General features: G+C 74.1%; 19 protein-coding genes and 2 pseudogenes. 5 read left to right on the top strand and 16 right to left on the bottom strand.

Translation table 11 applies throughout. From position 1 onward, the window contains the following. Window positions 1–34: 34 nt before the first annotated feature. Together ABT084_RS33510 and ABT084_RS33505 are read right to left on the bottom strand one after the other, a co-directional pair. A complete protein-coding gene (locus tag ABT084_RS33510; protein WP_351052214.1) occupies window positions 35–730 on the bottom strand; it encodes a LuxR C-terminal-related transcriptional regulator in 696 nt (231 codons plus the stop codon). Continuing rightward, window positions 727–2,031 (bottom strand): ATP-binding protein, encoded by a 1,305-nt coding sequence (locus ABT084_RS33505; RefSeq protein WP_351052210.1) that lies wholly within the window; start codon window positions 2,029–2,031, stop codon window positions 727–729. The genes ABT084_RS33510 and ABT084_RS33505 overlap by 4 nt, the downstream gene beginning before the upstream one ends. Before the next feature lie 131 nt (window positions 2,032–2,162). On the opposite strand from ABT084_RS33505, the gene ABT084_RS33500 reads away from it, so the two are divergent. Both ABT084_RS33500 and ABT084_RS33495 read left to right on the top strand, forming a co-directional pair. Beyond that, window positions 2,163–3,473 carry a PspC domain-containing protein gene (locus ABT084_RS33500; RefSeq protein ID WP_351052207.1) on the top strand — a complete coding sequence of 437 codons (1,311 nt, stop codon included), beginning with the start codon at window positions 2,163–2,165 and terminating at the stop codon, window positions 3,471–3,473. Then, on the top strand, window positions 3,460–3,684 hold the full coding sequence (locus ABT084_RS33495; protein ID WP_351052205.1) for a hypothetical protein: 225 nt from the start codon (window positions 3,460–3,462) through the stop codon (window positions 3,682–3,684). Before ABT084_RS33500 ends, ABT084_RS33495 begins: the two co-directional genes overlap by 14 nt. Here ABT084_RS33495 and ABT084_RS33490 read toward each other — a convergent pair. From ABT084_RS33490 to ABT084_RS33460, 7 genes and pseudogenes are all read right to left on the bottom strand, one after another. After that, complete coding sequence (locus ABT084_RS33490) at window positions 3,630–4,103, bottom strand: DoxX family protein (RefSeq protein WP_351052238.1); 474 nt, start codon at window positions 4,101–4,103, stop codon at window positions 3,630–3,632. The genes ABT084_RS33495 and ABT084_RS33490 overlap by 55 nt on opposite strands. 118 nt (window positions 4,104–4,221) lie before the next feature. Further along, window positions 4,222–5,487 carry a hypothetical protein gene (locus ABT084_RS33485; protein ID WP_351052203.1) on the bottom strand — a complete coding sequence of 422 codons (1,266 nt, stop codon included), beginning with the start codon at window positions 5,485–5,487 and terminating at the stop codon, window positions 4,222–4,224. 162 nt (window positions 5,488–5,649) lie between these two features. Further along, window positions 5,650–6,420, bottom strand: a complete 771-nt coding sequence (locus ABT084_RS33480) for a class II aldolase/adducin family protein (RefSeq protein WP_351052199.1) — start codon at window positions 6,418–6,420, stop codon at window positions 5,650–5,652. A gap of 146 nt (window positions 6,421–6,566) precedes the next feature. Beyond that, on the bottom strand, window positions 6,567–8,159 hold the full coding sequence (gene guaA / locus ABT084_RS33475) for a glutamine-hydrolyzing GMP synthase (protein WP_351052196.1): 1,593 nt from the start codon (window positions 8,157–8,159) through the stop codon (window positions 6,567–6,569). A 90-nt stretch (window positions 8,160–8,249) separates the two neighbouring features. Beyond that, entirely contained in the window at window positions 8,250–9,098 is an 849-nt protein-coding gene (locus ABT084_RS33470) for a helix-turn-helix domain-containing protein (RefSeq protein WP_351052193.1), read from the bottom strand. Between the two features lie 19 nt (window positions 9,099–9,117). Next, on the bottom strand, window positions 9,118–9,267 hold the full coding sequence (locus ABT084_RS33465; RefSeq protein WP_351052241.1) for a DUF6879 family protein: 150 nt from the start codon (window positions 9,265–9,267) through the stop codon (window positions 9,118–9,120). Beyond that, window positions 9,233–9,475 (bottom strand): annotated as a pseudogene (locus tag ABT084_RS33460) (DUF6879 family protein); the annotation flags it as partial. The pseudogene ABT084_RS33460 and the gene ABT084_RS33465, both read right to left, overlap by 35 nt. Before the next feature lie 169 nt (window positions 9,476–9,644). Between ABT084_RS33460 and ABT084_RS33455 the strand changes: the two are divergent. The 3 genes from ABT084_RS33455 (at window position 9,645) to ABT084_RS33445 (ending at window position 10,544) form a co-directional block, all read left to right on the top strand. Beyond that, window positions 9,645–9,839 (top strand): hypothetical protein, encoded by a 195-nt coding sequence (locus ABT084_RS33455; protein ID WP_351052191.1) that lies wholly within the window; start codon window positions 9,645–9,647, stop codon window positions 9,837–9,839. Between the two features lie 11 nt (window positions 9,840–9,850). Next, complete coding sequence (locus ABT084_RS33450; RefSeq protein WP_351052188.1) at window positions 9,851–10,072, top strand: DUF7848 domain-containing protein; 222 nt, start codon at window positions 9,851–9,853, stop codon at window positions 10,070–10,072. A 208-nt stretch (window positions 10,073–10,280) separates the two neighbouring features. Next, entirely contained in the window at window positions 10,281–10,544 is a 264-nt protein-coding gene (locus ABT084_RS33445) for a chorismate mutase (RefSeq protein ID WP_351052185.1), read from the top strand. Between the two features lie 273 nt (window positions 10,545–10,817). Here ABT084_RS33445 and ABT084_RS33440 read toward each other — a convergent pair whose 3' ends face one another. From ABT084_RS33440 to ABT084_RS33410, 7 genes and pseudogenes are all read right to left on the bottom strand, one after another. Next, entirely contained in the window at window positions 10,818–12,479 is a 1,662-nt protein-coding gene (locus ABT084_RS33440; protein WP_351052182.1) for an LAVTG motif-containing sortase-dependent surface protein, read from the bottom strand. A gap of 151 nt (window positions 12,480–12,630) precedes the next feature. Then, complete coding sequence (locus tag ABT084_RS33435) at window positions 12,631–14,424, bottom strand: GMC oxidoreductase (protein WP_502969253.1); 1,794 nt, start codon at window positions 14,422–14,424, stop codon at window positions 12,631–12,633. A gap of 4 nt (window positions 14,425–14,428) precedes the next feature. Then, window positions 14,429–16,057, bottom strand: coding sequence for a succinic semialdehyde dehydrogenase (locus ABT084_RS33430; protein ID WP_351052177.1), 1,629 nt, complete (start codon window positions 16,055–16,057; stop codon window positions 14,429–14,431). Window positions 16,058–16,186: 129 nt separating this feature from the next. Then, window positions 16,187–17,839: a serine/threonine-protein kinase gene (locus tag ABT084_RS33425; protein ID WP_351052176.1), complete on the bottom strand. Its 1,653-nt coding sequence runs from the start codon at window positions 17,837–17,839 to the stop codon at window positions 16,187–16,189. Window positions 17,840–17,963: 124 nt separating this feature from the next. Next, a complete protein-coding gene (locus ABT084_RS33420) occupies window positions 17,964–21,677 on the bottom strand; it encodes a serine/threonine kinase C-terminal domain-containing protein (RefSeq protein ID WP_351052173.1) in 3,714 nt (1,237 codons plus the stop codon). Window positions 21,678–21,847: 170 nt separating this feature from the next. After that, window positions 21,848–22,660 carry a hypothetical protein gene (locus ABT084_RS33415; RefSeq protein ID WP_351052170.1) on the bottom strand — a complete coding sequence of 271 codons (813 nt, stop codon included), beginning with the start codon at window positions 22,658–22,660 and terminating at the stop codon, window positions 21,848–21,850. Between the two features lie 61 nt (window positions 22,661–22,721). Further along, window positions 22,722–22,815 (bottom strand): annotated as a pseudogene (locus ABT084_RS33410) (ATP-binding cassette domain-containing protein); the annotation flags it as partial.

Genomic DNA, 22,815 nt, shown 5'->3' with positions numbered 1-22,815 from the left:
CCCCGGCCCGGATCCCGGCCCGGGGCGGACCGCGTCAGACCAGCCGGCGCGCCGTCGCCCACCGGGTCAGCTCGTGCCGGTTGGAGAGCTGGAGCTTCCTGAGCACCGCCGAGACGTGCGACTCGACCGTCTTGACCGAGATGAAGAGCTGCTTGGCGATCTCCTTGTACGCATACCCGCGCGCGATCAGCCGCAGCACCTCGCGCTCGCGCTGGGTCAGCCGGTCCAGGTCCTCGTCGACCGGCGGCGCGTCCGTCGAGGCGAACGCGTCGAGGACGAAGCCCGCCAGCCGCGGCGAGAACACCGCGTCCCCGTCCTGCACGCGGAAGACCGAGTCGACCAGGTCGGTGCCGGTGATGGTCTTGGTGACGTAGCCGCGCGCACCGCCCCGGATGACACCGATGACGTCCTCGGCCGCGTCCGACACGGACAGCGCCAGGAACCGCACCGGGTTCTCGGCCGCCGTCATCAGCGGGGCGCAGCGCCGCAGCACCTCGACCCCGCCGCCGCCGGGGAGGTGGACGTCGAGGAGCACCACCTCGGGCCGGGTGGCGGTGATGACGGTGACGGCCTGGTCGACATCGGCGGCCTCACCGACGACCTCGACGCCGGTGCGCGCGGTCTCGCCGATCTCGGCCTGCACGCCCGTACGGAACATCCGGTGGTCGTCGACGAGCACCACCTTGACCCTCCTGGTCTCGCCGCTGGTGTTCGCGTTGTCCTCGGTCATGCCGGCTTCGCCGCCCTCTCCATCTCCAGTTCGACTTCCGTGCCGCCGTCGGGCGCGGACCGCAGCCGCGCGGTCCCACCGTTGCGCTGCATCCGGCCGATGATCGATTCTCGTACGCCCATGCGGTCGTCCGGTACCGCGTCGATGTCGAAGCCCGGGCCCCGGTCCCGTACGGACACGAACACGGTCTGCCCCTCGACCTCGGCGTAGACCTGGACGGGCCCGCCGTCGCCACCGTACTTGGCGGCGTTGACCATCGCCTCGCGCGCTGCCTGGACCTGCGCCGCCAGCTTCTCGTCGAGCGGGCAGTCACCGACGACGACGACCTCGATGGGCACGCCGTGGTGGTCCTCGACGTCGGCGGCGGTCTTCTTGACGGCCTCGGCGAGGGTGTCCGGCTCCTCGGCCTCGTCCTTGCCGGTGCCCTCCGGCTTGTACAGCCAGTTCCGCAGCTCGCGCTCCTGCGCGCGGGCCAGCCGCCGTACTTCGCCGACGTCCTCGGCGTTGCGCTGGATCAGGGTGAGGGTGTGCAGCACCGAGTCGTGGACGTGCGCGGCGACCTCGGCCCGCTCCTGGGCGCGGATGCGCATGAGGCGCTCCTCGGAGAGGTCCTGGGTCATCCGGATCAGCCAGGGGCCGGCCAGCAGGGCTATCCCGACGAGGACGGCGAGGGTGGCGGTCATGACGTTGCCCAGCTGGGCGGCGGAGCCCCGTACGACGATGAACACGGTGAGGCCGACGCCGACCAGGACGACTCCGGCGAGCGCGCGGGCCGCCTGCAGGAGCTGTCCCTGGCGTCCGGCGGCGGAGTTCCAGTGGGCGCGGCGGGCGTTGTCGGCCTGGCGCCACACCAGCACCACGCCGGCGGCGACCAGCAGGGTGGGCCAGATGTAGCGGTCGGCCTTCTGGTCCCCGGCCTGGAGCTTGGAGATGAAGATGCCCGCGCCGATGAACAGCGCGATCAGCGCGGTGATCTGGCCCCGGTCGGGTTTGCGCAGCCGCCTGCTGCCGTCGGCGAGGGTCTCGAAGAAGGACCGGTGCCCGGTGCGGCCTCCGATGCCGAGCGGTACGAAGACCCAGAACGCGGCGTAGAGCAGCACCCCGAGGCCGTCCCCGAACAGGAACGTGCCGAGGAAGGCGAGCCGGACCCAGAGCACGGGCAGCCCGAGGTGCCCGGCGAGCCCGCGGGCGACGCCGCCGAGCATCCGCCCGTCGGCGCTGCGGTAGAGCTTGCGCGGGGCGTCGGCGTTCTCGGCGGTGACCTGGGCGTGGGGTGTGCGGGGGGCGGCTGCTGCGGGCATGTCACCGATGGTCACACGCGCGGGGGGTCCGGGACATCAGGGCAGCCCCCCAGTTCCTTCGGGGGGATATCAGGGTTGCGCCAGGGTCGGGCCCGGTGCCGCCGGGCCGGACCGCCCGGCACCATGGACCCATGACCGAAGTGCACGACTCCCCTGCGCCCCCGGTGACGGACCCCGTCGACCGGCCACCGCTGCGCCGCAGCAGGCGCGACAAGGTCCTCGCGGGCGTGTGCGGGGGCCTCGGGCGGTACTTCGACCTGGACCCGGTGATCTTCCGGGTCGTGCTCGGCGTGCTCGCCGTCACCGGCGGGGTCGGCCTGATCTTCTACGGGTTCGCCTGGCTGCTGCTGCCCCAGGAGGGCGAGGAGGACAGCGAGGCGAAGAAGCTGCTGACCGGCCGGGTCGAGGGCGCCACCCTGGCGGCGGTGTTCGCGGCGCTGGTGGGCTGCGCGCTGTTCCTGACGCTGGCGGACAACGGCGCGATGGCGGTCTTCTCGGTCCTGGTCGTCCTGGGGCTGGCGGGCGCCTCGTACTGGTCCCAGCGCCGCCGCCACAGCCACGCCCCGGAAGGCGACGCGCCCGATCCGCAGGGGTCCGCGCAGCGTCCGGCCCACCGGCCGGCGCCACCGGAGACGCAGGCGCCGCCCGTGCCCGGAGCCCCGTCCTGGTGGCGGGACCCGCTGGTCAAGGACGGTACGACGGGCCCCGTCGGGTCCCCCGGCTATCTGTGGGGTCCGGCCGACGCGGTCGGCGGCCCGGACGAGCCGGGCCCGGCGGCCGCGCCGCCGCGCGCCGCGGCCCCGTCCGCCCCGCGCGGCGGGATCGGCGGGCGGGTCTTCGTCCTGGCGATGCTGGCCGCTATCGCCGGGACCGCGAGCGAGTGGCGGACCGGCCCGCTGGGGCACGCCCTGCAGATCGGCCTGGCGGCCGCGCTGGCCGTGTTCGGCCTGGGGCTCGCCGTCAGCTCGGTCAGGGGACGGACCGGTTTCGGCACGGTCCTGCTGGGCCTGGTCACCGCCGTGCTGCTGGCCGGGGCCACCGTGCTGCCGGCCCAGATCGGCACCGACTGGCACCGGACGCAATGGCGTCCGGCCGCGGTGGCCGACGTACGGCCCGCGTACGTGGCGGGCACCGGGCTGGCGACGCTGGACCTGAGCCGGCTGGACGTGCCCAAGGGGACCAAGCTGGTCGTCGGGGCCTCCCTCGACGCGGGACGACTGAAGGTGATCGTGCCCCGCGAGGTCACGGCGAAGGCCGATGTCCGGCTCACGTGGGGCGACGTACAGCTCCCCGGGGAGCCGGCCGGCAGCGTACGGATGCAACGCCACGCGGAGCGCGTGGTGACCGTGGCTCCCGCCCCCGGCACCGAGGCCGGCGGCACGATCGAGCTGCACCTGGAGACGGGTGTCGGACAGGTGGAGGTGGCCCGTGCCGCGTCATGAGTTCCAGCCGGGACGGCTGCTGGCGGGCCTGGTGCTGCTGGCCGGGGGCGTGCTGTACCTGCTCGACGCCGCCGGTGAGCGGGACGTGCCCTGGTACCTGATCCTGCCGATGGCGTTCGGCGGGCTGGCCCTGGCGGCGCTGGTGGGGGTGACGACCTACGCCGTGCGCCGGGACCGGCGCGACCGGATCAGGCCGTCCAGCGAGAGGTAGGGCGCCCCGGCCAGGATCAGCGGCAGCCAGGCCATCAGGTAGACCAGGTCGTTGCCGTAGTAGTACGGGGTCACCGCCCAGGACACGGTCAGCCACAGGCTGAGCGAGATCAGGGCGCCCCCGGCCGCCGCGAGCCGGGTCAGCAGCCCGGCCAGTACGGCCAGGCCCACCAGCAGCTCCCCGATGGCCAGCAGCACCGCGAACCCGACGGGCGCCTTCAGGGCCAGGTCCACCAGGGCGGGGACGGCGGAGGTGTCGCGCACCCCGCGCATCAGCTCGCCGATGGAGCCGTCGCCCGAGGCCGACAGGAACGCGGAGTCGGTCAGCTTGTCCAGACCCGCGTAGACGAAGGTGACCCCGAGGAAGATCCGCAGGGGCAGCAGCGCGTGCCGCGTGCCCGCGGCCCGCAGGACGGACAGGCGCTCGGTGCGGGCGGCGGGGCGGGCGCTCTCAACACTCTGATCGATTCGGCTCACGCCTCACTGTCTACCCCGCGCGCGCCCGGCGTGCCAGGGGAGCGGGCGTCCCGGGAGCGATTCATTCCGCGACGTCGACGCTGCACCGGTTGGACTCCACCCCGGCCGCGGTCACCACCTGGATGTCGACCCGCCCCGGCTCGACCTCCGCCGGGACCGGCACGGTCAGCACCGTGTCGGAGGGCGTGGTGAACCCGCCCGCGACCGGCACCAGCGGCACGTGCACGTGCACCGTCCCGATCCGCACCACCAGCCGCGCCAGCATCTCGGGCGTCTGCGCCCCGGGCGGTACGAACCCCACGCCCCGGATCTCGATGTCGTCCCCCGGGCGTACCGAGGCGTCGATGTCCCCCGGCTCCCGGGTCCGCACCACCGACAGCACCAGCGGCCGGCTGCCCTCCGCGTACTTCGCCGCCAGGTACACGGCCGCCGACAGCGCCACCAGCACCGCCAGCGCCCACGGCAGCCGCGGCAGCCGGTCGGGGAAGCGGGCCAGCGTCACCGCCGCGAAAGCCAGCACCACCGTGGACACCAGCGCGTACTGCGCGTCCGGCAGGCTCCCGCGTCCCGCGTCGTCGGTCAGCAGGTCGGCCCCGCGCGGCCGGTCCGCGGGCAGCTTCTGGAGCCGCTGGCCCATGATCCGTACGGAGACCACGCGCCGGACCAGTACGGCGACCCCCGCGGTCAGCGCCACCACCGTCAGCAGGGGCAGCGCCCGCCAGAGCCCGAGCCCGGCGTAGAGCGCGGCGCGCTCGGGCCCGGGCGTCGAGGCGGCCAGCCGCACCGCGGGCAGCAGCGCCGCGAACGCGGTCAGCACCACCCACGCGCACGCCACCGTCTTGGAGGTGGACAGCCGGTTGTCCTCGCCGACCATCGGGGCCAGCAGCCCGCCCCGCACGGTCTGGGCGCGGGCGGCCGCCGTCAGCAGCCCCGCCAGGAGCAGCGCGGCCAGCAGCCCGGCGGTGCGCGCCGTGCTCCAGCCGTTGCCCACGGCGGTGCCGACCTGGACGAGCAGCAGCACCCCCGCCGCGATCCACACGCCGAGGACGGCGCGGCGCGAGAGCAGGTAGAGCCAGGAGTGCCCGGCCTCCCGGCCGCGCGCGGCCACCGTGCGGGCGGACAGGGTCAGTTCGTCGGAGACCCACTGGCGGGAGGCTCCGGCCGAGCGGGCGACGGCGGCGGGCAGGCCCTGCCCCGCGGCGAGCCCGTCACGCTGCTCCAGGAAGGCCTCGACCGCGCGGCGGTGGCCTTCCCGGGCTCCGTGCGGGCAGTCGTCACAAGTGCAGCCGCCGCCGTGGGTACTTCTGTGCATCTCTTGGACAGCCACGTGCGTGCCGCCTCTCTGACTACCTTCGTGCAACTACCGGGGAATGCCAGCGAATTGTGCACCACTGCGGCAGTGTTCCGGATTGCGCACGATGTCAGAGCAGGTGATTAACCGTTCATGATGTTGACGCCACTTTCCGTGACACCCGGGCCACGCCCGCCGTCAGCCCTGCTGCCACAGCGGCTGGCAGTTCACCCACGCCGCCAGGTCGGAGCCGAACCGCTCCCTGGTCAGGGCCGCGCTGTGATGGTCGATGAGCACCGGTTTCCCGGCCGCCCGCGCGATCAGCTGCACCTGCGCCGCCCGCTCGGCGGCGAGGAACCACCAGAGCGCCGCGTCCACCGAGTCCCCGACGGTCAGCAGCCCGTGGTTGCGCAGCACGAGCGCCTTGTACGGGCCCAGCGCCCGCCCGATCCGCTCCGGATCGGCCCCTCCGCCCGCGTACTCGTCCAGGAGCGCGTGGTCCTCGTAGAACGCGCAGGCCTCGTGCGTGACCGGGGCCAGCAGCTCGCCGAGGGCCGCGAGCGCCCTGCCGTACGGGGCCTGCGCGCGGACCACGGACACCACCTCGGGCCGGGCCCGGTGCACGGCCGCGTGCACGGCGAAGGCCAGCTGGTTGACCCGCCGCTCCCCGCGCACCACCCGGCCCTCCCCGTCGACCAGCAGCAGGTCGTCGGGGCCGAGCCCGGCGAAGGCCCGCCCGAAGGGGTTCACCCAGTAGCAGTCCTCGAACTCCGGGTCGCGGGCGGTGACGTGGCCGCCCACCCCGTCCTCGTACCCGAGCCGCCCCAACAGCCGCAGGGCCCCCGCCAGCCGCTCCTTGCGGTGCGCGCGCGCCTCCCCGGCGGTGGCGAAGACCGGCGGCAGCTCGAAGCCCAGCCGCTCCACGGGCACGGGTGCGGGTGCGGGCGTCCGTACGTGCCCCTCGGCCATGGCCCCTCCTTCACGATCGCGTCCTTCGAGGTCGCGGCGCAAGGTACCGGTGGCCGCGTGAAGTGGCCAGAGAGAAGCGGCCGGAGAAACGGCGGAGCCGCCGTCCCGGGAGGGGACGGCGGCTCCGGTCGTTCGAAGGGGGAGTCCTACTCCCACTCGATGGTGCCCGGGGGCTTGCTCGTGCAGTCCAGGACCACACGGTTCACGTCGGGCACCTCGTTGGTGATGCGGGTGGAGATCTTGGCGAGCACCTCGTACGGCATGCGCGTCCAGTCCGCCGTCATGGCGTCCTCGGAGGAGACGGGGCGCAGCACGATCGGGTGACCATAGGTGCGGCCGTCGCCCTGCACGCCGACGCTGCGGACGTCCGCGAGCAGGACGACCGGGCACTGCCAGATCTCCCGGTCCAGACCGGCGGCGGTCAGCTCGTGGCGGGCGATGGCATCGGCCTCGCGGAGCAGGTCCAGGCGCTCCTTGGTGACCTCGCCGACGATGCGGATGCCGAGGCCGGGGCCCGGGAAGGGCTGGCGCTGGACGATCTCGTCCGGCAGGCCCAGCTCCTGGCCGACCATCCGGACCTCGTCCTTGAACAGCTGGCGCAGCGGCTCGACGAGCTCGAACTCGATGTCGTCGGGGAGCCCGCCCACGTTGTGGTGGGACTTGATGTTGGCGGTGCCGGTGCCGCCGCCGGACTCGACGACGTCCGGGTACAGGGTGCCCTGGACCAGGAAGGCGACCGCGGGGCCGTCCTCCTGGAGGATCTCCAGCTGGGCCTGCTCGAAGACGCGGATGAACTCGCGGCCGATGATCTTCCGCTTGGTCTCCGGGTCGGAGACGCCGGCCAGCGCGTTCAGGAAGCGCTCCTGCGCGTCGACGACCTTCAACCGCGCGCCGGTCGCGGCGACGAAGTCCTTCTCGACCTGCTCGGTCTCGCCCTTGCGCATCAGGCCGTGGTCGACGTACACGCAGGTGAGCTGCGAACCGATGGCCTTCTGGACGAGGGCCGCGGCGACCGCGGAGTCCACGCCGCCGGAGAGGCCGCAGATGGCGCGCTTGTCGCCGACCTGTTCGCGGATGAGCGCGATCTGCTCCTCGACGATGTTGCCGGTGGTCCAGGTGGGGGCCAGGCCGGCGCCGCGGTAGAGGAAGTGCTCCAGGATCTGCTGGCCGTGCGTGGAGTGCATGACCTCGGGGTGGTACTGGACCCCGTACAGCTTCTTCTCGTCGTTCTCGAAGGCGGCGACCGGGACGACGCCGGTCGAGGCGCTGACCGTGAAGCCCTCGGGGGCGGCCGAGCAGGCGTCGCCGTGCGACATCCACACCGACTGGTTCGCGGGGGTGCCCTCGAACAGGGTGGAACCGGTCCTGGAGACGGCCAGCTCGGTACGGCCGTACTCGCGGGCGCCGGTGTTGTCGACCGTGCCGCCGAGGGTGGTGGCCATCAGCTGGAAGCCGTAGCACATGCCGAAGACCGGGACCCCGGCCTCGAACAGGGCGCGGGCGTCGTCCAGGCGCGGCGCACCCTCCTCGTACACGGAGGACGGACCGCCGGAGAGGATGATCGCCTTGGGGTTCTTGGCCAGCATCTCCCCCACGGGCATCGTGCTGGGCACGATCTCGCTGTAGACCCGGGCCTCACGGACGCGGCGGGCGATGAGCTGGGCGTACTGGGCGCCGAAGTCGACGACGAGAACCGTGTCCGGGGCGGTGTCGTGGGCGGCGGAGGGTGCTTCTGGCACGGGGCGGCCTTCCGGCGGAAGAGGGTGGCTGTTTTGTCGATTCTACCGGTGGCGCCGGCCCCCGCTTTGTCGCACCATCCGAGGCCCACGTCACTGCGTGAGCGCCCGCCGCGCGTCCCCGATCACCCGCTGGGCGTCGGCCCCGTAGACGGCGGACTCGCGGAGCGTGTCCCATACCCGGAGGTGGGTGGCGACGCTGTCGGCGTCGTCCAGCCACAGCTCGGCATGCCAGGTCTCCACGATCACCTGCTGGTCGTCGTAGATCCAGAACCCGGTGGCGGGCGGGATCGCCAGGGCCGCGTCGAGCGGAACGATCCCCAGTTCCACGGTGTCGAGGCCGATCACGCTCAGCAGACGGTCGAGCTGCGCCGCGAGCACGGGGGGCGGGCAGATGCGGGCGTGGAGGGCCGCCTCCCACATGAGGAGGTGGAAGTGCTTGGTGGGGTCGTACAGCGCCTCTTGGCGGCGCACCCGCGAGCGCACCGCGTCTTCCGTGTCCCGGGGCGACCGCTGGAGCTCGGCGTACCGGGTGAAGATCGACCGCGCGTAGTCGGGCGTCTGGAAGATCCCCATGACCATGGAGCATTCCCATCCCCGGAGGACACTCGCGTCCGCGTGCGCGGCGAGGTGCGTGTCCTGCACGCGCTTGTGCCCCGCGCTCAGCTGGCGCCGCCACGACCGGATGTGACTCTCGAAGCCCCGGAGCCGGGCGAGCAGTTCGTCGTAGGCCTCGGGCTGCCCGGTCCCGTCCGCCCAGGCCCGCAGGTCCTCCGGGGTCGCGGTCTGTCTGCCGTTCTCCAGCTTGCTGACCTTGGGCTGCGGCCAGCCCAGTCGCCGCGCCAGCGCGGAACCGGTGAGCCGACCGTCGGCAGCGGCGAGACGGAGTTCGCGCAGCCGTATGCCGAGCGCTTCCCGTGCCTGCTGATAGTCCGTGCTCACCGGTACCCGCTCAATGCTGCTACTTGACCTCGAACTCCTCGTACGGGACAGCGTAGTGCGAGGCCGCGTCGCGCACTTGGGCGTAGCGGAGCACCTCGGCGGGCTCGGTGATCAGCTCGACGTCGACGAAGTTGCTCGTCCAGGTCGATGATGTGCGGCACGCGAACAACCTCCTTGGGTCCGAAGTCGACCAGTAGTTCCCGCGGAACCACGATGGGTACTTCTCCGGCCGCCAGGTGCCGGAGCTGGGCGATGTCCTCAGGGTCGGTGAGCTGCGGTCCGTGCACGATGACCTCACCGCTGTCCAGGTCCTCGTGCACGGCCGGGCACCCGTTGAGCCCGCTCCCCGTGCCGTTGAATCGCAGTCGACGCGCCATGGCGTTACCCCTCTCGTAGCCGGTGGGCCCAGCATCGAGGAGAGCTCGCCCCGTCGGCTACGGATTCCGGGGCATCACGCGAGAATTTCCCGATATAGATCGCCGCTGTCCGAGAATAATCGCGAATGACCTCTCGCGCCCTCAACCAGCCGTCCCTACCGTCCTGTTCATGGCAACGCAGACCACCATGAGTCCGCCCGTCCACCTCTCCCTCCCCACCGAGGCCCCCAGACCCGCACCGGGGTGCGACGTGTGCGCGGCGTTGGCCGGGCAGCGGTCCGAGGCGTACCGGCGGGGGGACCGCTCGGCGGTGTCCGACTGCAACGTGGAGATCGGCGCGCACCGCGGGCGGGGCCGGTGCTGAGGCCGCGCGGAGTGTTCCGGTTCGTCGCGCACACCATCCGGCACGCACCGGAGGGCGGGGTCACCTGCGAGGTGTTCTGCGCGGCGTACGGCTGCGGCGCCGAGTCCGGGCCGCAGGGCGAGCAGGAGGCCGCGCAGGACTGGGCGCTGCGGCACGCGGGGCGGACCGGGCACGAGCTGTTCCGCCGGGTGTACACCGACCATGCGCGCGTCTCACGATGCGGAACCGGTTGACCGGGGATGGGGACGCAAGGTAATAATCGGCCCCATGCGCAAGCAGCTGAGCTTCCTCTTTACCTATGGCACCGGCCGGTCCGGTCGCCATGGGTCATCGTGATGCTCGCTTGAGCCGCTGACTTCCCAGAGCGCCCCGGTCCGACAGGACCGGGGCGCTCTGACGTTCCTCCGGTCCCGCGGATCACACATCCCACCGGAGGAAAACATGTCCGTCGCCACCGCCACCCCCGCCCAGCTGATCGCCGGCTCCCGTGAGCGGATCGACGCCCTCGACGACCGGATCATCGGGCTGATCCAGGAGCGGATGGCCGTCTCGGCCGTCATCCAGGACGCCCGGATCGCCTCGGGCGGCCGCCGGGTGCACCTCTCGCGCGAGATGGAGGTGCTCGCGCACTGGAACGACGCCCTCGGCAAGCCCGGTACCGCGCTGGCCATGACCCTGCTGGAGCTGTCCCGCGGCCGGGTGTGACGGGTCCCCTACCCCGCCCGCGCGCGCCTGTTCGTCACTCGTCCGGGCCGTGACCGGCCCCGGCCCCGCCGCGTTGAGTGGACTGTCCGCGCCAGCCAGGCGCGGGCCCGCACCACCCACGCGTGGCTCCGCTGGAGCGATGGAGACGCCCGCCCCGTGGAGCGGGCGTCGTGGGACCTCGCTCCTCCGCGTGACCGGACGGCAGGGGACAGCAGCCCGGTCACCCCGTAAGGAACGGCCGGCCCAGGGGACGCCCCGGGCCGGCCGTTCGCGTTACGCGCGCCCGGTGCGGCGCCGGAACGCCACGTACAGCGCGCCACCGGCCGCCAGCAGCATGGCCGCGCCCAGTGCGAGCGGCGCGGCGGAGCTGCCGGTGGAGGCCAGGTTCCCGTTCGGGGTCCCGCCGCCGGTGCCGGCCACCGGGACCGGGGTGCCCGAGGGCGAGGCCGAGGCGGACGGGCTCACCGAAGTGGACGGGCTCGGGCTGCCGCTCGGCCGACCCGGGGTCGGGCTGGCGCCGCCCTTGGCGTTCAGGACGATCTCGGCCGTGTTGTTGTCCGTCTTCGGGTCGAAGCGGTGCGGCGTGACGCCCTGCGGGGCCTGCTCGCCGACGCTGACCGAGCCCTTGCCCGCGGCGCCCTCGACGACCTGGTCCACGCGCAGCTCGAAGGCGTAACGGACCTGCTCGTCCTCCAGCACCGACGCGCCGCTCGCGCAGAAGTAGCGGGGCGCGCCGAGCTGCTGCTCGGCGGTGCGCTCGCCGCCGTCGGCGTTCACGGCCCGGCAGGCGTCCGGCTTCTTGGTGACGAAGGACCCGGCCGGGATGCGGACGTCCGTACGGGCGACGGACTCGCCGACGCGCGGCCGGCCGATCCACGCCGGGCCCTGGTTGCGCAGGCCCACCTCGGCGGTGACGGTCTGGCCCGCCTTGGCCTGGACGGTGGCCCCGGTGGCGGTGAAGTCCGCGGTGTTGGCCGTGTGGAAGGCGAACTCGCGCCGGTTGTCGCCCGGTTCGAGGTCGGTGGCGGTCTTGCCGCTCGTCGCGGCGGGGCGCTTCTTGACCGCCAGGACCTTGCCGGTGCCGCTGCCGGCACCGGACCGCGCGGCCAGGGCCGCGGCCGCCTGCGGGCGGCTGCCCGTCTCGTAGATGCCGTAGCCGAGCTGGTCGTCGAACGCCCGCCCGGTGGCGCGCAGGGTCAGCGGGTCGGCCAGCTCGTACGCCTCGCCGGGGCCGAAGTCGCCCTCGAAGGTGCAGAGGGTGACGCCGGTGACGCCGTCGGCGCGGGTGGTGCAGTTGTCGTACGTCTCCACGAACTCCATGCCGCGAGTGGCGGCCAGTTCGAGGACGACGCCGTGCGCGGCCCGGTTGCCGGTGTTGGCGAAGGCGAGCGGCACGGGCTGCTTCTGGCCGGGCACCAGGTCGGCCTTGAGCGGGAGCCGGTCCATCACCAGGTCGGGGCCGCCGACGGTCACCTTGGTGGTGACGGGCTTGACGGTGGCGCCCTTGACGCTCCCGGTCACGGTGAGGTCGGCGCTCGCGCCGTCCGCACTGCCCTTGGCCGCGCCGACCAGCAGCTCGAAGCCGGGGCGGACCCCCGGGGTGATGCCGGTCGCCTTGCAGACGAGCGTGGCCGCGGCGCGTACGCACGAGGGGTGCGCGGCGGCCGGGTTCTCCCGCACGTCGGCGATCCCGGCGAGCTTGCCGAGGTCGACGGTGAAGGTGAACTCGCCCTGGAAGCCGGTCGTGGTGCCCGGGTCGAGGGAGAAGGCGAGGAGGGATTCCTTCGCCACGCCCGTCGGGGTCCCCGGGTGGAGCCGGAGGCCGATCGCGGACGGACCGATGAGCGGAAAGACGGGATCCGCGGCGGCGGCCGGGGTGGTCAGCCCCAGAGCCACCAAACCGGCCGCGGCCAGCAGGGAGATGCGCTTTCTCATGCCCATCGAGACTGCCGAACGTCTGCGGCAGTTGCCTGGTTCCCCCTGTGACAGGCGTCACTCGCAACCATCCGGACCGGTCGCGTGTCACTTGAGTACGGAGTCTGCTCTCGGAGGGGGAGAGCAGACTCCGTTGCCGTGTCCGTCGGCATCAGTCCTGCCGCTTCTTCGGCGGGACCGCGGGCACCGCCAGGAACGGCAGGCGCAGGGCCGCGAAGGCCTCCTTGGGCACCGCCGGACGCACCGGTTCCACCGCGGCGAGCCGTTCGTAGGCCGCGCCCTGGTCCGGCCGGGGGTCGCGCTCGCCCTTGTTGGGCCAGTACGACATGGCCCGCTCGGCCTGGGCGGTGATCGTCAGCGACGGGTTCACGCCGAGGTTCGCGGAGACGGCCGCGCCGTCCACCACCGAGATCCCCGGGTGCCCGTACAGCCGGTGGTACGGGTCCACCACGCCCTCCTCGGGGGAGGCGCCGATGGGGCAGCCGCCCAGGAAGTGCGCGGTCAGCGGGGTGCCCATCAGCTCGCCGATGTTGCTGCCCGGGAAGCCGTTGATCTCCTCGGCCAGCAGGGTGGCGGCCTGCGTCGCCTCCGCGATCTGCACCGGGTTGGGGGCGCCGTGGCCCTGGCGGGCCGTCAGCAGGCCCTTCCCGATGCCGCCCGGCTTGCGGTACGTCGTCAGGGAGTTGTCCAGGGACTGCATGACCAGGCCGATGATGGTCCGCTCCGACCAGCGGCGGTTGGAGAGCGAACGGGCGAACTGCACCGGGTGCCGGGCGGTGCGGGCGAACCAGGCGCGGACCCGGCGCGGGGCGTACGGCACCTGGAGGATCGTCATGAACCCCATCGCGTTGGAGCCCTTGCCGTAGCGCACCGGCTCGATGTGGGTGTCGGCGTCCGGGTGCACCGAGGAGGTGATGGCCACGCCCCGGGTGAAGTCGGCGCGCGCGTCCTTGCCGTGGCGCCTGCGGTAGCGGCGGTCGTCGGTCTGCGCGCCGACCAGGCCCTCGGAGTTGGTCCGGGTCAGGTCGCCGAGCCGGTCCGAGAGGCGGGGCAGCTCGCCGCGGTCCTTCATGGTGTGCAGCAGGGTCTGGGTGCCGTACGTACCGGCCGCGACGACGACGTGGCGGGCGCGCAGCACCGTGGCGCGGCCCCTGCGGCGGCCGTCGGTGGGGACGGTGCGGACCCGGTAGCCGCCGTCCGCGTGCTCGCCGAGGGCGGTGACCGTGGTCATCGGGTGGATGACGGCGCCCGCGCGCTCGGCGAGGTGGAGGTAGTTCTCGTTCAGGGTGTTCTTGGCTCCGTGGCGGCAGCCGGTCATGCATTCGCCGCATTCGGTGCAGGCCTTGCGGGAGGGGCCCGCGCCGCCGAAGTAGGGGTCGGGGACCTCCTCGCCGGGCCGGACCCCGCGCTGCCCCCCGGCGTCCGCGCCGTCCCCGAAGAAGACGCCGACGGGGGCCATGTGGAAGGAGTCCGCGACGCCCATCTTGGCGGCGGCCGCCTTGAGGTGCACGTCGGAGGGGGTCATCGTGGGGTTGAGCCGGACCCCCAGCATGCGCTTGGCCTGGTCGTAGTACGGGGCCAGTTCGTCGTGCCAGTCGGTGATGGACGCCCACTGCCGGTCCTCGAAGAAGGCCGCGGGCGGTACGTACAGCGTGTTGGCGTAGTTGAGCGAGCCGCCGCCCACGCCGGCGCCCGCGAGCACCATCACGTTGCCGAGCAGGTGGATGCGCTGGATCCCGTACAGGCCGAGGGCCGGCGCCCACAGGTAGTTGCGCAGGTCCCAGCTGTTCCTGGGCAGGTCCTCGCGGGCGAAGCGGCGCCCTGCCTCCAGGACGCCGACCCGGTACCCCTTCTCCGTGAGCCGCAGTGCCGAGACCGACCCTCCGAAGCCCGAACCGATGACGATCACGTCGTAGTCGAAGTCACTGCTCTGCGGCACTGCCACGCTCCTAGCGCAGTCGGAGGGCCTTCATGACCTTGAGGCTGCTGGTCATGAACGCCGCGTACTTCTCGTCGTCCATGCCCAGCGAGGGCGCCATGGGGAGCAGGCGCTGGTGGGCGACGGTCTGGGCCTCGGTGTACTTGAGGATGCCCTCGGAGCCGTGCCGGCGGCCGAGGCCCGAGTCCTTCATGCCGCCCATGGGCGCCTGGGCGCTGCCGTAGGCGGGGGCGTAGCCCTCGTTGATGTTGACGGTGCCGGTGCGCAGGCGGGCGGCGACCGACCGGCCGCGGCGCGCGTCCTTGGTCCACACGCTGGCGTTCAGCCCGTACGCGGTGGCGTTGGCCTGGGCGACGGCCGCGTCCTCGTCGGTGAAGCGGTAGACCGAGACGACCGGGCCGAAGGTCTCCTCGGCGCACACCGCCATCGGCGCCTCGACGCCGTCGAGGATGGTGGGCTCGTAGAAGAGCGGGCCTATGTCGGGGCGGGCGGTGCCGCCCGCGACCAGCGTGGCGCCCTTGGCGACGGCCTCGTCGACGTGCCGCTGTACGGTCTCCAGCTGGCGTTCGCCGACCAGCGAGCCCATGTCCGCGCCGTAGGCGAGGGAGCTGCCGAGCCGCATGGCCTTGGTGCGGGCGGCGAACCGCTCGAGGAAGGCGTCGGCGACCGACTCGTGGACGTACAGCCGCTCGATGGAGATGCACAGCTGGCCCGCGGAGGAGAAGCAGGCGCGGACGGCGCCCGCGGCGGCCTTCTCCACGTCGGCGTCGCGCAGCACCAGCATGGCGTTCTTGCCGCCGAGTTCGAGGGAGACCCCGACCAGGCGGGCGGCGGCGCCCTGGGCGACCTCGCGGCCGGTGCGGGTGGAGCCGGTGAAGGAGACGTAGTCGGCGTGGCGGACCACCTCGGGGCCGACGACCGGGCCCTCACCGAGCACGATCTGGAAGACCTCGGCGGGCAGCCCCGCCTCGATGAGCAGGTCACGGGCCCACAGCGCGGTCAGCGCGGTCTCGGTGTCCGGCTTCATCACGACGGCGTTGCCCGAGACGAAGGCGGGCAGCGCGTCGCCGACGGAGAGTTCGAGGGGGTAGTTCCAGGGGGCGATCTGGCCGACGACCCCGCGCGGCTGACGCAGCTCGACGACCTTGGTCAGGGTCGGCATGGCCCCGGTGTGGCCCTTGGGGCGCAGGTAGGAGGGGGCCTTGCGGCCGTAGTGACGGGCCGCTATGGCGACGGCCTGCACTTCCTCGTGCGCGTGCAGGCGGGCCTTGCCGGTCTCCAGCTGGATCAGGTCGAGGACCTCGGCCTGCCGGTCGAGCACCAGGTCGTGGAAGCGCAGCAGGACGGCGGCCCGACGGCGTACGGGTACGGCGGCCCAGGCGGCCTGGGCGGCGCGGGCCCGGTCGAAGGCCTCGGCGACGTCCTCGGGCGTGGCCTCGGGCAGGTCCGCCAGCTCGGCCCCGGTGAACGGGGTGTGGTTGGCGGTGCGGCCGGAGCCGAGCACCCCCCGGGTGAGCCGGGCCACCAGGTCCGGGGTCACGACATCGGCGGCGGTCCGGGCGCCGGCCGGGGCGGGAGCCACCGGGTTGGTGGGGGCCGGGGCGGCGCGGAGGGGGGCGGGGGCCTGCGAGTCCGTCATGGCGGTGAGCGTATTGCGCCGGGAGGGCTTTGGGTACCCGTGGGTAACCGGATTTTGCATTTCCGCCAGTGATCGCTGGCAGTATCGCCCCGATTGGCGTGATCGAAGCCCCCGCGATCACGCGCCGGGTCAGCCCGTGGCGGCGGCCGGCTCCCAGCCGGTGAGCACGGTGTCGAACTGCTGCCGCAGCGTGGCCCAGCCCTCGACCGGCCCCGACATGTAGACGGCGTACTCGGTCTCGTTCGGGGCGATGTACATCTGCTCGATCGCCCGGCGCGGCCCGGCGTGCGTGCCCTTCTCGGTCCAGGTGAAGTCCCACAGGGCCGCGCGCGTGCTGTCCCGGAAGGTGTTCTGGTTCAGCAGCTGCCGCTTGTAGTCCGTCCGCTGACGCACCTGCTTCTCCAGGTCGAGCAGGTGCATGTACGGGTTGTCGTAGTCCGGGGAGGGGTCGTTGGCGATCCGGATGAAGTGCTTGCCGTTGTCCGGGGTGTAGTCGATCTGGTCGCCGTTCATCTGGCGCGTCCAGCCGTTGGGCACCAGCAGGGTGAAGCCCGTCGGGTCCTTCACCCGCTGCCACCCGTCCGGGACGGGCACCCGGCCCTGAGCGCTCTGGCCCGAGCCGCCCTTGGCGTCGGCGCCGTCCTGCCCGTCCACGTACTTGAGGATCCCGAAGGCCCCGGCGCCGCCCAGCAGCGCCGCCACCACGGCCACCACCGCCGCGCGCCGGATCCGGCCGCCGGTGGGACGCGGCGCCGCGTGCGGGTCCGGGTGCGGCGCCGTACGGGGCTCCGGGGGCGCGGTCGGCGCCTCCGTACGGAACCCCGCGGGCGCGGCGGCGGGCGGGCGCGGCTCGCGCTCCGGCCCGGGTGCGGCCGGGGGGGACGGCACGGGAGTGGCCCGCTCCTCCGGGGTCAGGGCGCGCGTGGGAACGTACGCGTGCGCCGACTTCGGCTCGCGCCCCTCCATCGCCTCGACCAGCATCCGCTCGGCCTCGGCCGCCGACGGCCGCTGCGCCGGGTCCTTGCACAGCAGGGCCGTGATGACCGCGCCCAGCGCGCCCGCGTGCCGCAGGGCGGGGGGCTCGTCATTGACCACGGCCTGCAGGCTGGAGATCGGCGAGGTGCGGCGGAAGGGCGAGCGCGCCTCCACCGCCGTGTAGAGGGTGGCGCCCAGCGACCACAGGTCGGAGGCCGGGTCGGGCGCCCCGCCGGTGACCCGCTCGGGCGCCAGGTAGTCGATGGATCCGATGAGTTCACCGGTCCGGGTGATCGAGGAGTCCCCCTCGATCGCCGCGATCCCGAAGTCCGTGAGCAGCACCCGGCCGTCCTTGGCCAGCATGACGTTGCCCGGCTTGACGTCCCGGTGCAGGACGCCGACCGCGTGGGCGGCGCGCAGCGCGCCCAGGACGTGCAGCCCGATCCGGGCCGCCTCGCGGGGCTCGATCCGCCCGGCGGCCTTCGCCGCCTCGGCGAGGGAGGGGCCGTCGATGTACTCCATGACGATCCACGGCCGGTCGTCGTGCTCGAAGACGTCGTGGACGGTGACGACCGCCGGGTGGGCGATCCGGGCCGCGGCCCGCGCTTCCTTCTTGGTCCGGGCGTGCAGGACGGCACGGTCGGCCTCGGCGACGTACAGACCCGCCGTCAGTTCCTTGACGGCAACCGTCCTGCTGAGCAGTTCGTCGTGCGCGCGCCACACCTTGCCCATGCCGCCGCTGCCGATCGGCTCTCCGAGCCGGTACCGGCCCGCGAGTACCGCGCCCGCGCCTGTCCTGTGTTCCACTCAACCCCGCCGCTCTCTGCCTTCGGGCCAGATTACGGAGCGCGCGGCCACTGCCGGAACCGCGCGGGGCCCGTAAGACAGCACTGTGACGCAATCGCCGTACTGACCACCAGTCAGCAGGCCCTCAGGAGCCCGGCCGGTAACTCCCCGTGGCCTTGTCGAAGACTTCGGTCACCTTGTCCTGGGCGTCCTGCGGGCCGATCACCATCACCACGTGGTAGCGGCCGCCGAGCGCGAGGGCGCGGTTGCGGACGTAGACGGAACGCCCGCCGCCGTCGGTCCAGGTGTACTGGCCCTCCGCCATCAGCTGCTGGCCGACCCTGGTCTGTTTCACGCCGGTCGAGGTCGCCCAGGTGGACGTGCGGAAGGGCTCCAGCTCGCGCTCCTTGTCGCGCTGGTAGCCGAGCGGGTCCGGATTGCCGTCCACGGCGTCCCGGCCGGGGGTCAGGATGAGCACGAAGTCCCCGTTGGTGTAGCGGACCTGGCCCATGTCGTTGACGCCGTGGCGCTCCCAGCCGCTGGGTACGAAGACCTGGAAGCCCTCCGGGTCCTGCTCGGCGGTGTACCCGGCGGGGACGTTCGCGGGCGGCGGCGCGGAGGGGCTGCCGCTCTGGGGCGCGGGCTTGGACTGCGGTGTACCGGTGGGCGTGTTGGCGCCGCCGGATCCGGGCACGGTGGCGCTCGCGCTCGGCTTGCCGCTGCCCCGGGCCTGGGCGCCGTCCCCGTCGCCGGGGGTCGCCTCGGGCAGGAAGAACATGGCGTACGCGACCCCGCCCGCCAGCGCCACCAGGACGAGCAGCAGCAGGGTCCGGCCGAGGGAACGGCCGCCGCGGGGGCGCTTGGCGGCCTGCTGGGTGCCGCGGTGGCGGCCGTGCGAGAGGTCGCCCCGGCGGCGTACGGCGGGCAGCCGGGCCGGATCGGCCTCGGGCAGCGGGAAGGCGAAGCCGCCGATGCCGGTGCCGCCGTCCGGCTCGGGGGCGGAGCGTACGAGCGAGCGCAGCCAGCCGCGCAGCTCCTCGAAGTCCGGGCGTTCCGTGGGGTCCTGGCGCAGCAGCGACTCGACGATCGGGCGCAGCGGGCCGCACTCCTCCGCGAAGGCGGGCGGCTCGGCGCACACCATCTCGACGAGTTCGGCGGCGCTGTCCTCGGGGTACGGCGCGTGCCCCTGGACGGCGCGGTAGAGGAGCGCGCCGAGGGCCCACAGGTCGGTGGCGGGCCCGATGGGCGCGGCCAGCTGCCAGTTGTCGTGGACGGGGCCGGCCTGTTCGGGCGCCCAGCGCTCGGTGACGGCGCCGACGACGGCCATCCGGGTGAGCCGGGCCCGCTCGGCGTCGAGCGCGGTGACGGGCCCGGCGGCGACCGCGGCCCACCCCCGGGGCACGGCGGCCCCCGGCCCCGCGTGCACGGCGGCCACCTCGGCCTCCCGGAACCCCTGCGGCAACGCGAGCCGCCCGGGCCGCCCTTGGGCTGGGGCGGGGGCGTGGGCGGGGCCCTGGGCGCCGCGGCGTTGGTCCGGGGCGGGGGCCTGGGGGTCGTGGGCTCGGTCCGGGCCCGGGGCGTAGCCACCGCGTCCTTGGTCCGGGCCCGGGGCGTGGGCCTGGGCGGCCGGGGTCACGTCGGCTCCCGGCTCGCCGCCCCGCGTCTGCGCCGGGAGCGGGGTCCAGCCCCGGTCGGAGTCCCCGTCGGGCCGAGGCCCCGGCCCGGCGACCCACGTCCCGTCCGGGGAGGGGGACACATCGGACCCCGGGCCGGGCGCCCAGGTGCGGTCGGGGGCGGGGGCGGGCTCCGGGCCGACGGGCCACGTCCGGTCCGGGGAAGGGGACGCGTCGGACCCCGGGGCGGCTGTCCACTCACGGTCGGCGGCGGCGTCGGACCCCGGGCCGTGGGCCCAGGCGCGGTCCGCGGCGGGGTCGGGCTCCGGGGACGGGGTCCAGCCCCCGTCGGGAAGCGGAGGCTGCCCGGGGCTGGTGTCAGGGACCCGGATCGGGTCCGGCGCCGCCTCGGCGCGGGGCGCCGACGAACCGGGCGGTGAGCCGGGGGCCCAGGTCTGCTCCGGGGACGAGGACACGTCCGGGGCGGCGGCCCACCCCTGGTCCGGGGTCGGGCCCCAGCCCTGTTCGGGCCCCGGGTCCTCGTCGGGGCGGGGCTGCGGGCCGACGGCCGGACCCCCGGCCCGGGAGGAGGCCGGTCCGCCGGCCCATCCCTCGTCCCGGGCCGCGGCCCAGGCCTGGTCCGGGGCGTCCGGGGCCGCGGCCCGGCCCTGGTCCGGGGACGGGGCCTCGTCCGGGCGGGGCTCCGGGCCCAACGGCCGTGCACCGGGCGGGGGGTGGGCGGCTTCGGAGTGGGGGAGCCACGTCTGGGGCGGGGGTGACGGCGGCTCGTCCTGGGCCGGGGGGAGGGCCTTCGGGAGGGGGGTGGGGGTGCGGCGGGGGGTGGCGCCGTGCCAGGCGGCGGTGCCCGGGCCGCCGTACGGGTACGAGTACCCCTGCGGGAGGTTCGACCCCGCGGGCCGGTTCTCCTCGGCCGGGGCCGCCCCGCCCCGCCGCTCCTCGGTCACGCGCGCGGCGGCCTGCGCCCCGGCCCGGTAGGCCGCGATGGCCCCGGCACGCGCGGCTGCCTTGAGGTCGGGCCGGTCGGCCGTGGCCTCGGGGGTGATGTGGTCGGTGTACGTCGGCCCGACCCGCGGCCCCGGGAGCGGACCCGCCAGGGGTTCGGTGTCGTACCCGGGCGCCACCAACGGCGCGTAGTCGTACGGCGGCTCGCCACCGGGGTCGGCGGTGTCGTCCGCCCCGGGTTCACGCCCGGCGTCGGGCCCGGTTTCCGGCCGCGGACCGGGCTCCTCCGACGCGAACCGCCCGAGGCCGGGGCCACCGTGGCCGCCCGAGCCGTCGTCGTGGCCGTCCCCGTCGTAGCCCTCGCCCTCGTAGCCGTCCCCGTCGTACCCGTCGTACCCGTCGTCCTCCACGGACCCGGCGGAACCGGCGTAGCCGCCCAGCTCCCCCTCCCCCGGCAGGTCGGGCGCGCCGAAGGGGTCCCGGTCGCCGAGACCGTGGCCGAGGCCGTGGCCGCCGAAACTCGGGTTGCCCAGATCGGGGCCGCCGAACTCCGAGCCCCCGTACGGGGACTCGTACGGCTGGGCCTCCCGGACCACCGCACCCGGCGGCCGCGGCAGGGCCGCCGGGACGCCCCGGGCCCACGCCGCGTCCTGGCGCGCGCCCTCGCCGCCGGGATCCCCCGGCGGCTCCGCCGGGTCGGCCACCGGCACGGGGTCGTACCCGCACAGCGCCTCCTCCGCCGCGCCGGCCGCCAGGCCCGTCAGCACGACGCGCCCGTCGTCGCAGACGAGCACCGTCCGCACGGTGATGTTCCGGTGCGTCCAGCCGTGCGCGTGCAGCACCCGCAGCGCCGTCAGCACGTCCGCGGCCACCTCCGCCGCCCGGTACGGGCTCAGCGGCTCGTCCGCTATCAGCGCCGCCAGCGACCTCGCCGGCACCAGCTCGCTCACGATCCACAGCGAATTGCCCTCGGCGAACACGTCGAAGACCTGATCGAGGCGCGGATGGTCCGGCACCCGCGCCGCCGCCTGCGCCGCGGCGATCGCGCGCCGCACCGCCGGGAGTTCGGACACCGGCCGCCGGCCGGCCGCGGGCGCCCGGTGCCCGTCGAGCATCTCGGCGTCGACGACCTCCGGTAACGGCACCTGCCGGACGAGTACTTCCTGCCCACTGCGCGTGTCGAAGGCCCGGGTCTCGATGAGTTCGTACTCGTGCGGCGCGTCCGGCGGCGGCAGCGGCAGGCGGTACCGCTCGGCCAGGATCCGGCCCGCGTACTCCTCCATGTCGCCTCCCCCGAGCGCGTTGGTGAGCGGGTGCCGCGGGTCTGCGCGGTGTGCGCCCCCATGGCCCCCGCTGACACGATACGTCGCCGGGGGCGCCCGCGTCCCGGGCCTGCCAAGGCCCGTGACGCCGGGGCGACATTCAGTGCGGCGCCGGGGACGGCGTCAGCGGGTCAGCCGGTCGCCTGGAACGTGTCGAAGGCCGTGTTCCGCATCTGCGTGCACTCGGCGGCGTCCCACTGGTCCGACGCGCAACTGATCATGATCGCGTAGCCGTGCGTGGCGTCCATCTTGAAGCCGCGGTTGAGGACGCGGACCTTCATCCCGTTCTGGGTGCGCTCGAACTCCCAGTCCGCGACGGTCGGATACCCCCGGTAGTCCACGACACGCAGCCCGAGCAGCTTGTAGTCCTTGCTGCTGCCGGCCACCGCGGGGGCGAGTTGGGCCCAGGCGAGCCGGGCGTCGTCGCTCGGGTTGCTGTTGTAGTCGACCTGGATGCGCGGGAAGCCGCCGTCGCGGGAGAATATCCCGCCGGAGGAGGTGCCGGCGGTGCCGGTCTGGTGGAAACCCTGCGGCATCGCCATGGAGAAGTGGAACTTCTCGCTCGTCACCGTGGCGTAGCCCGCGGGTACGCCGTTCCCCGCGCCCTGGCCGGGGAGCTGACCGGTGTTCTGGCCGGGGGTCTGGGCCTGGCCCTGCCCCTGGCTCTGGCCCTGGGTCTGACCCTGCGTCTGCTGGCCGGGGCTCGCGTCGGGGCTGGGCGGCGTACCGCCGTCGGCGTTGCCGTTTCCGTTGCCCTTGCCGTCGGTGCTCGCGCCCGGGCTCGCCTTCGGACTGGCCGACGTACCGGCGCCGCCCGCGGCCTTGCCGTTGTTCTTCTTGCCGGGGTCGTCGTCACCGCTGAACGCGTAAACGATGAGGGAGCCGATGACCGCGAGCACGACGACCAGCCCGCCGATCGCCAGCGCGATCGTGCGGCGCGACATGACGTCGGTGAGCGGGGCCGCGACGGGTGCGGTGCGGGGGGTGCGGGCGGGGGTGGGCGGGGCCTCGGATCATGTTGATGAGGGTGGACTTCCCGGCGCCGTTGGGGCCGAGCAGCCCGGTCACTCCGGGGCCGATCCGCATGGTCACGTCGTTC

This window comes from Streptomyces sp. NPDC002138, from assembly GCF_040296485.1.
In the GTDB taxonomy this organism is placed as follows: domain Bacteria; phylum Actinomycetota; class Actinomycetes; order Streptomycetales; family Streptomycetaceae; genus Streptomyces.
Note: the sequence above shows the minus strand (reverse complement) of the source record. Positions and strands in the feature narration are given on the sequence as shown.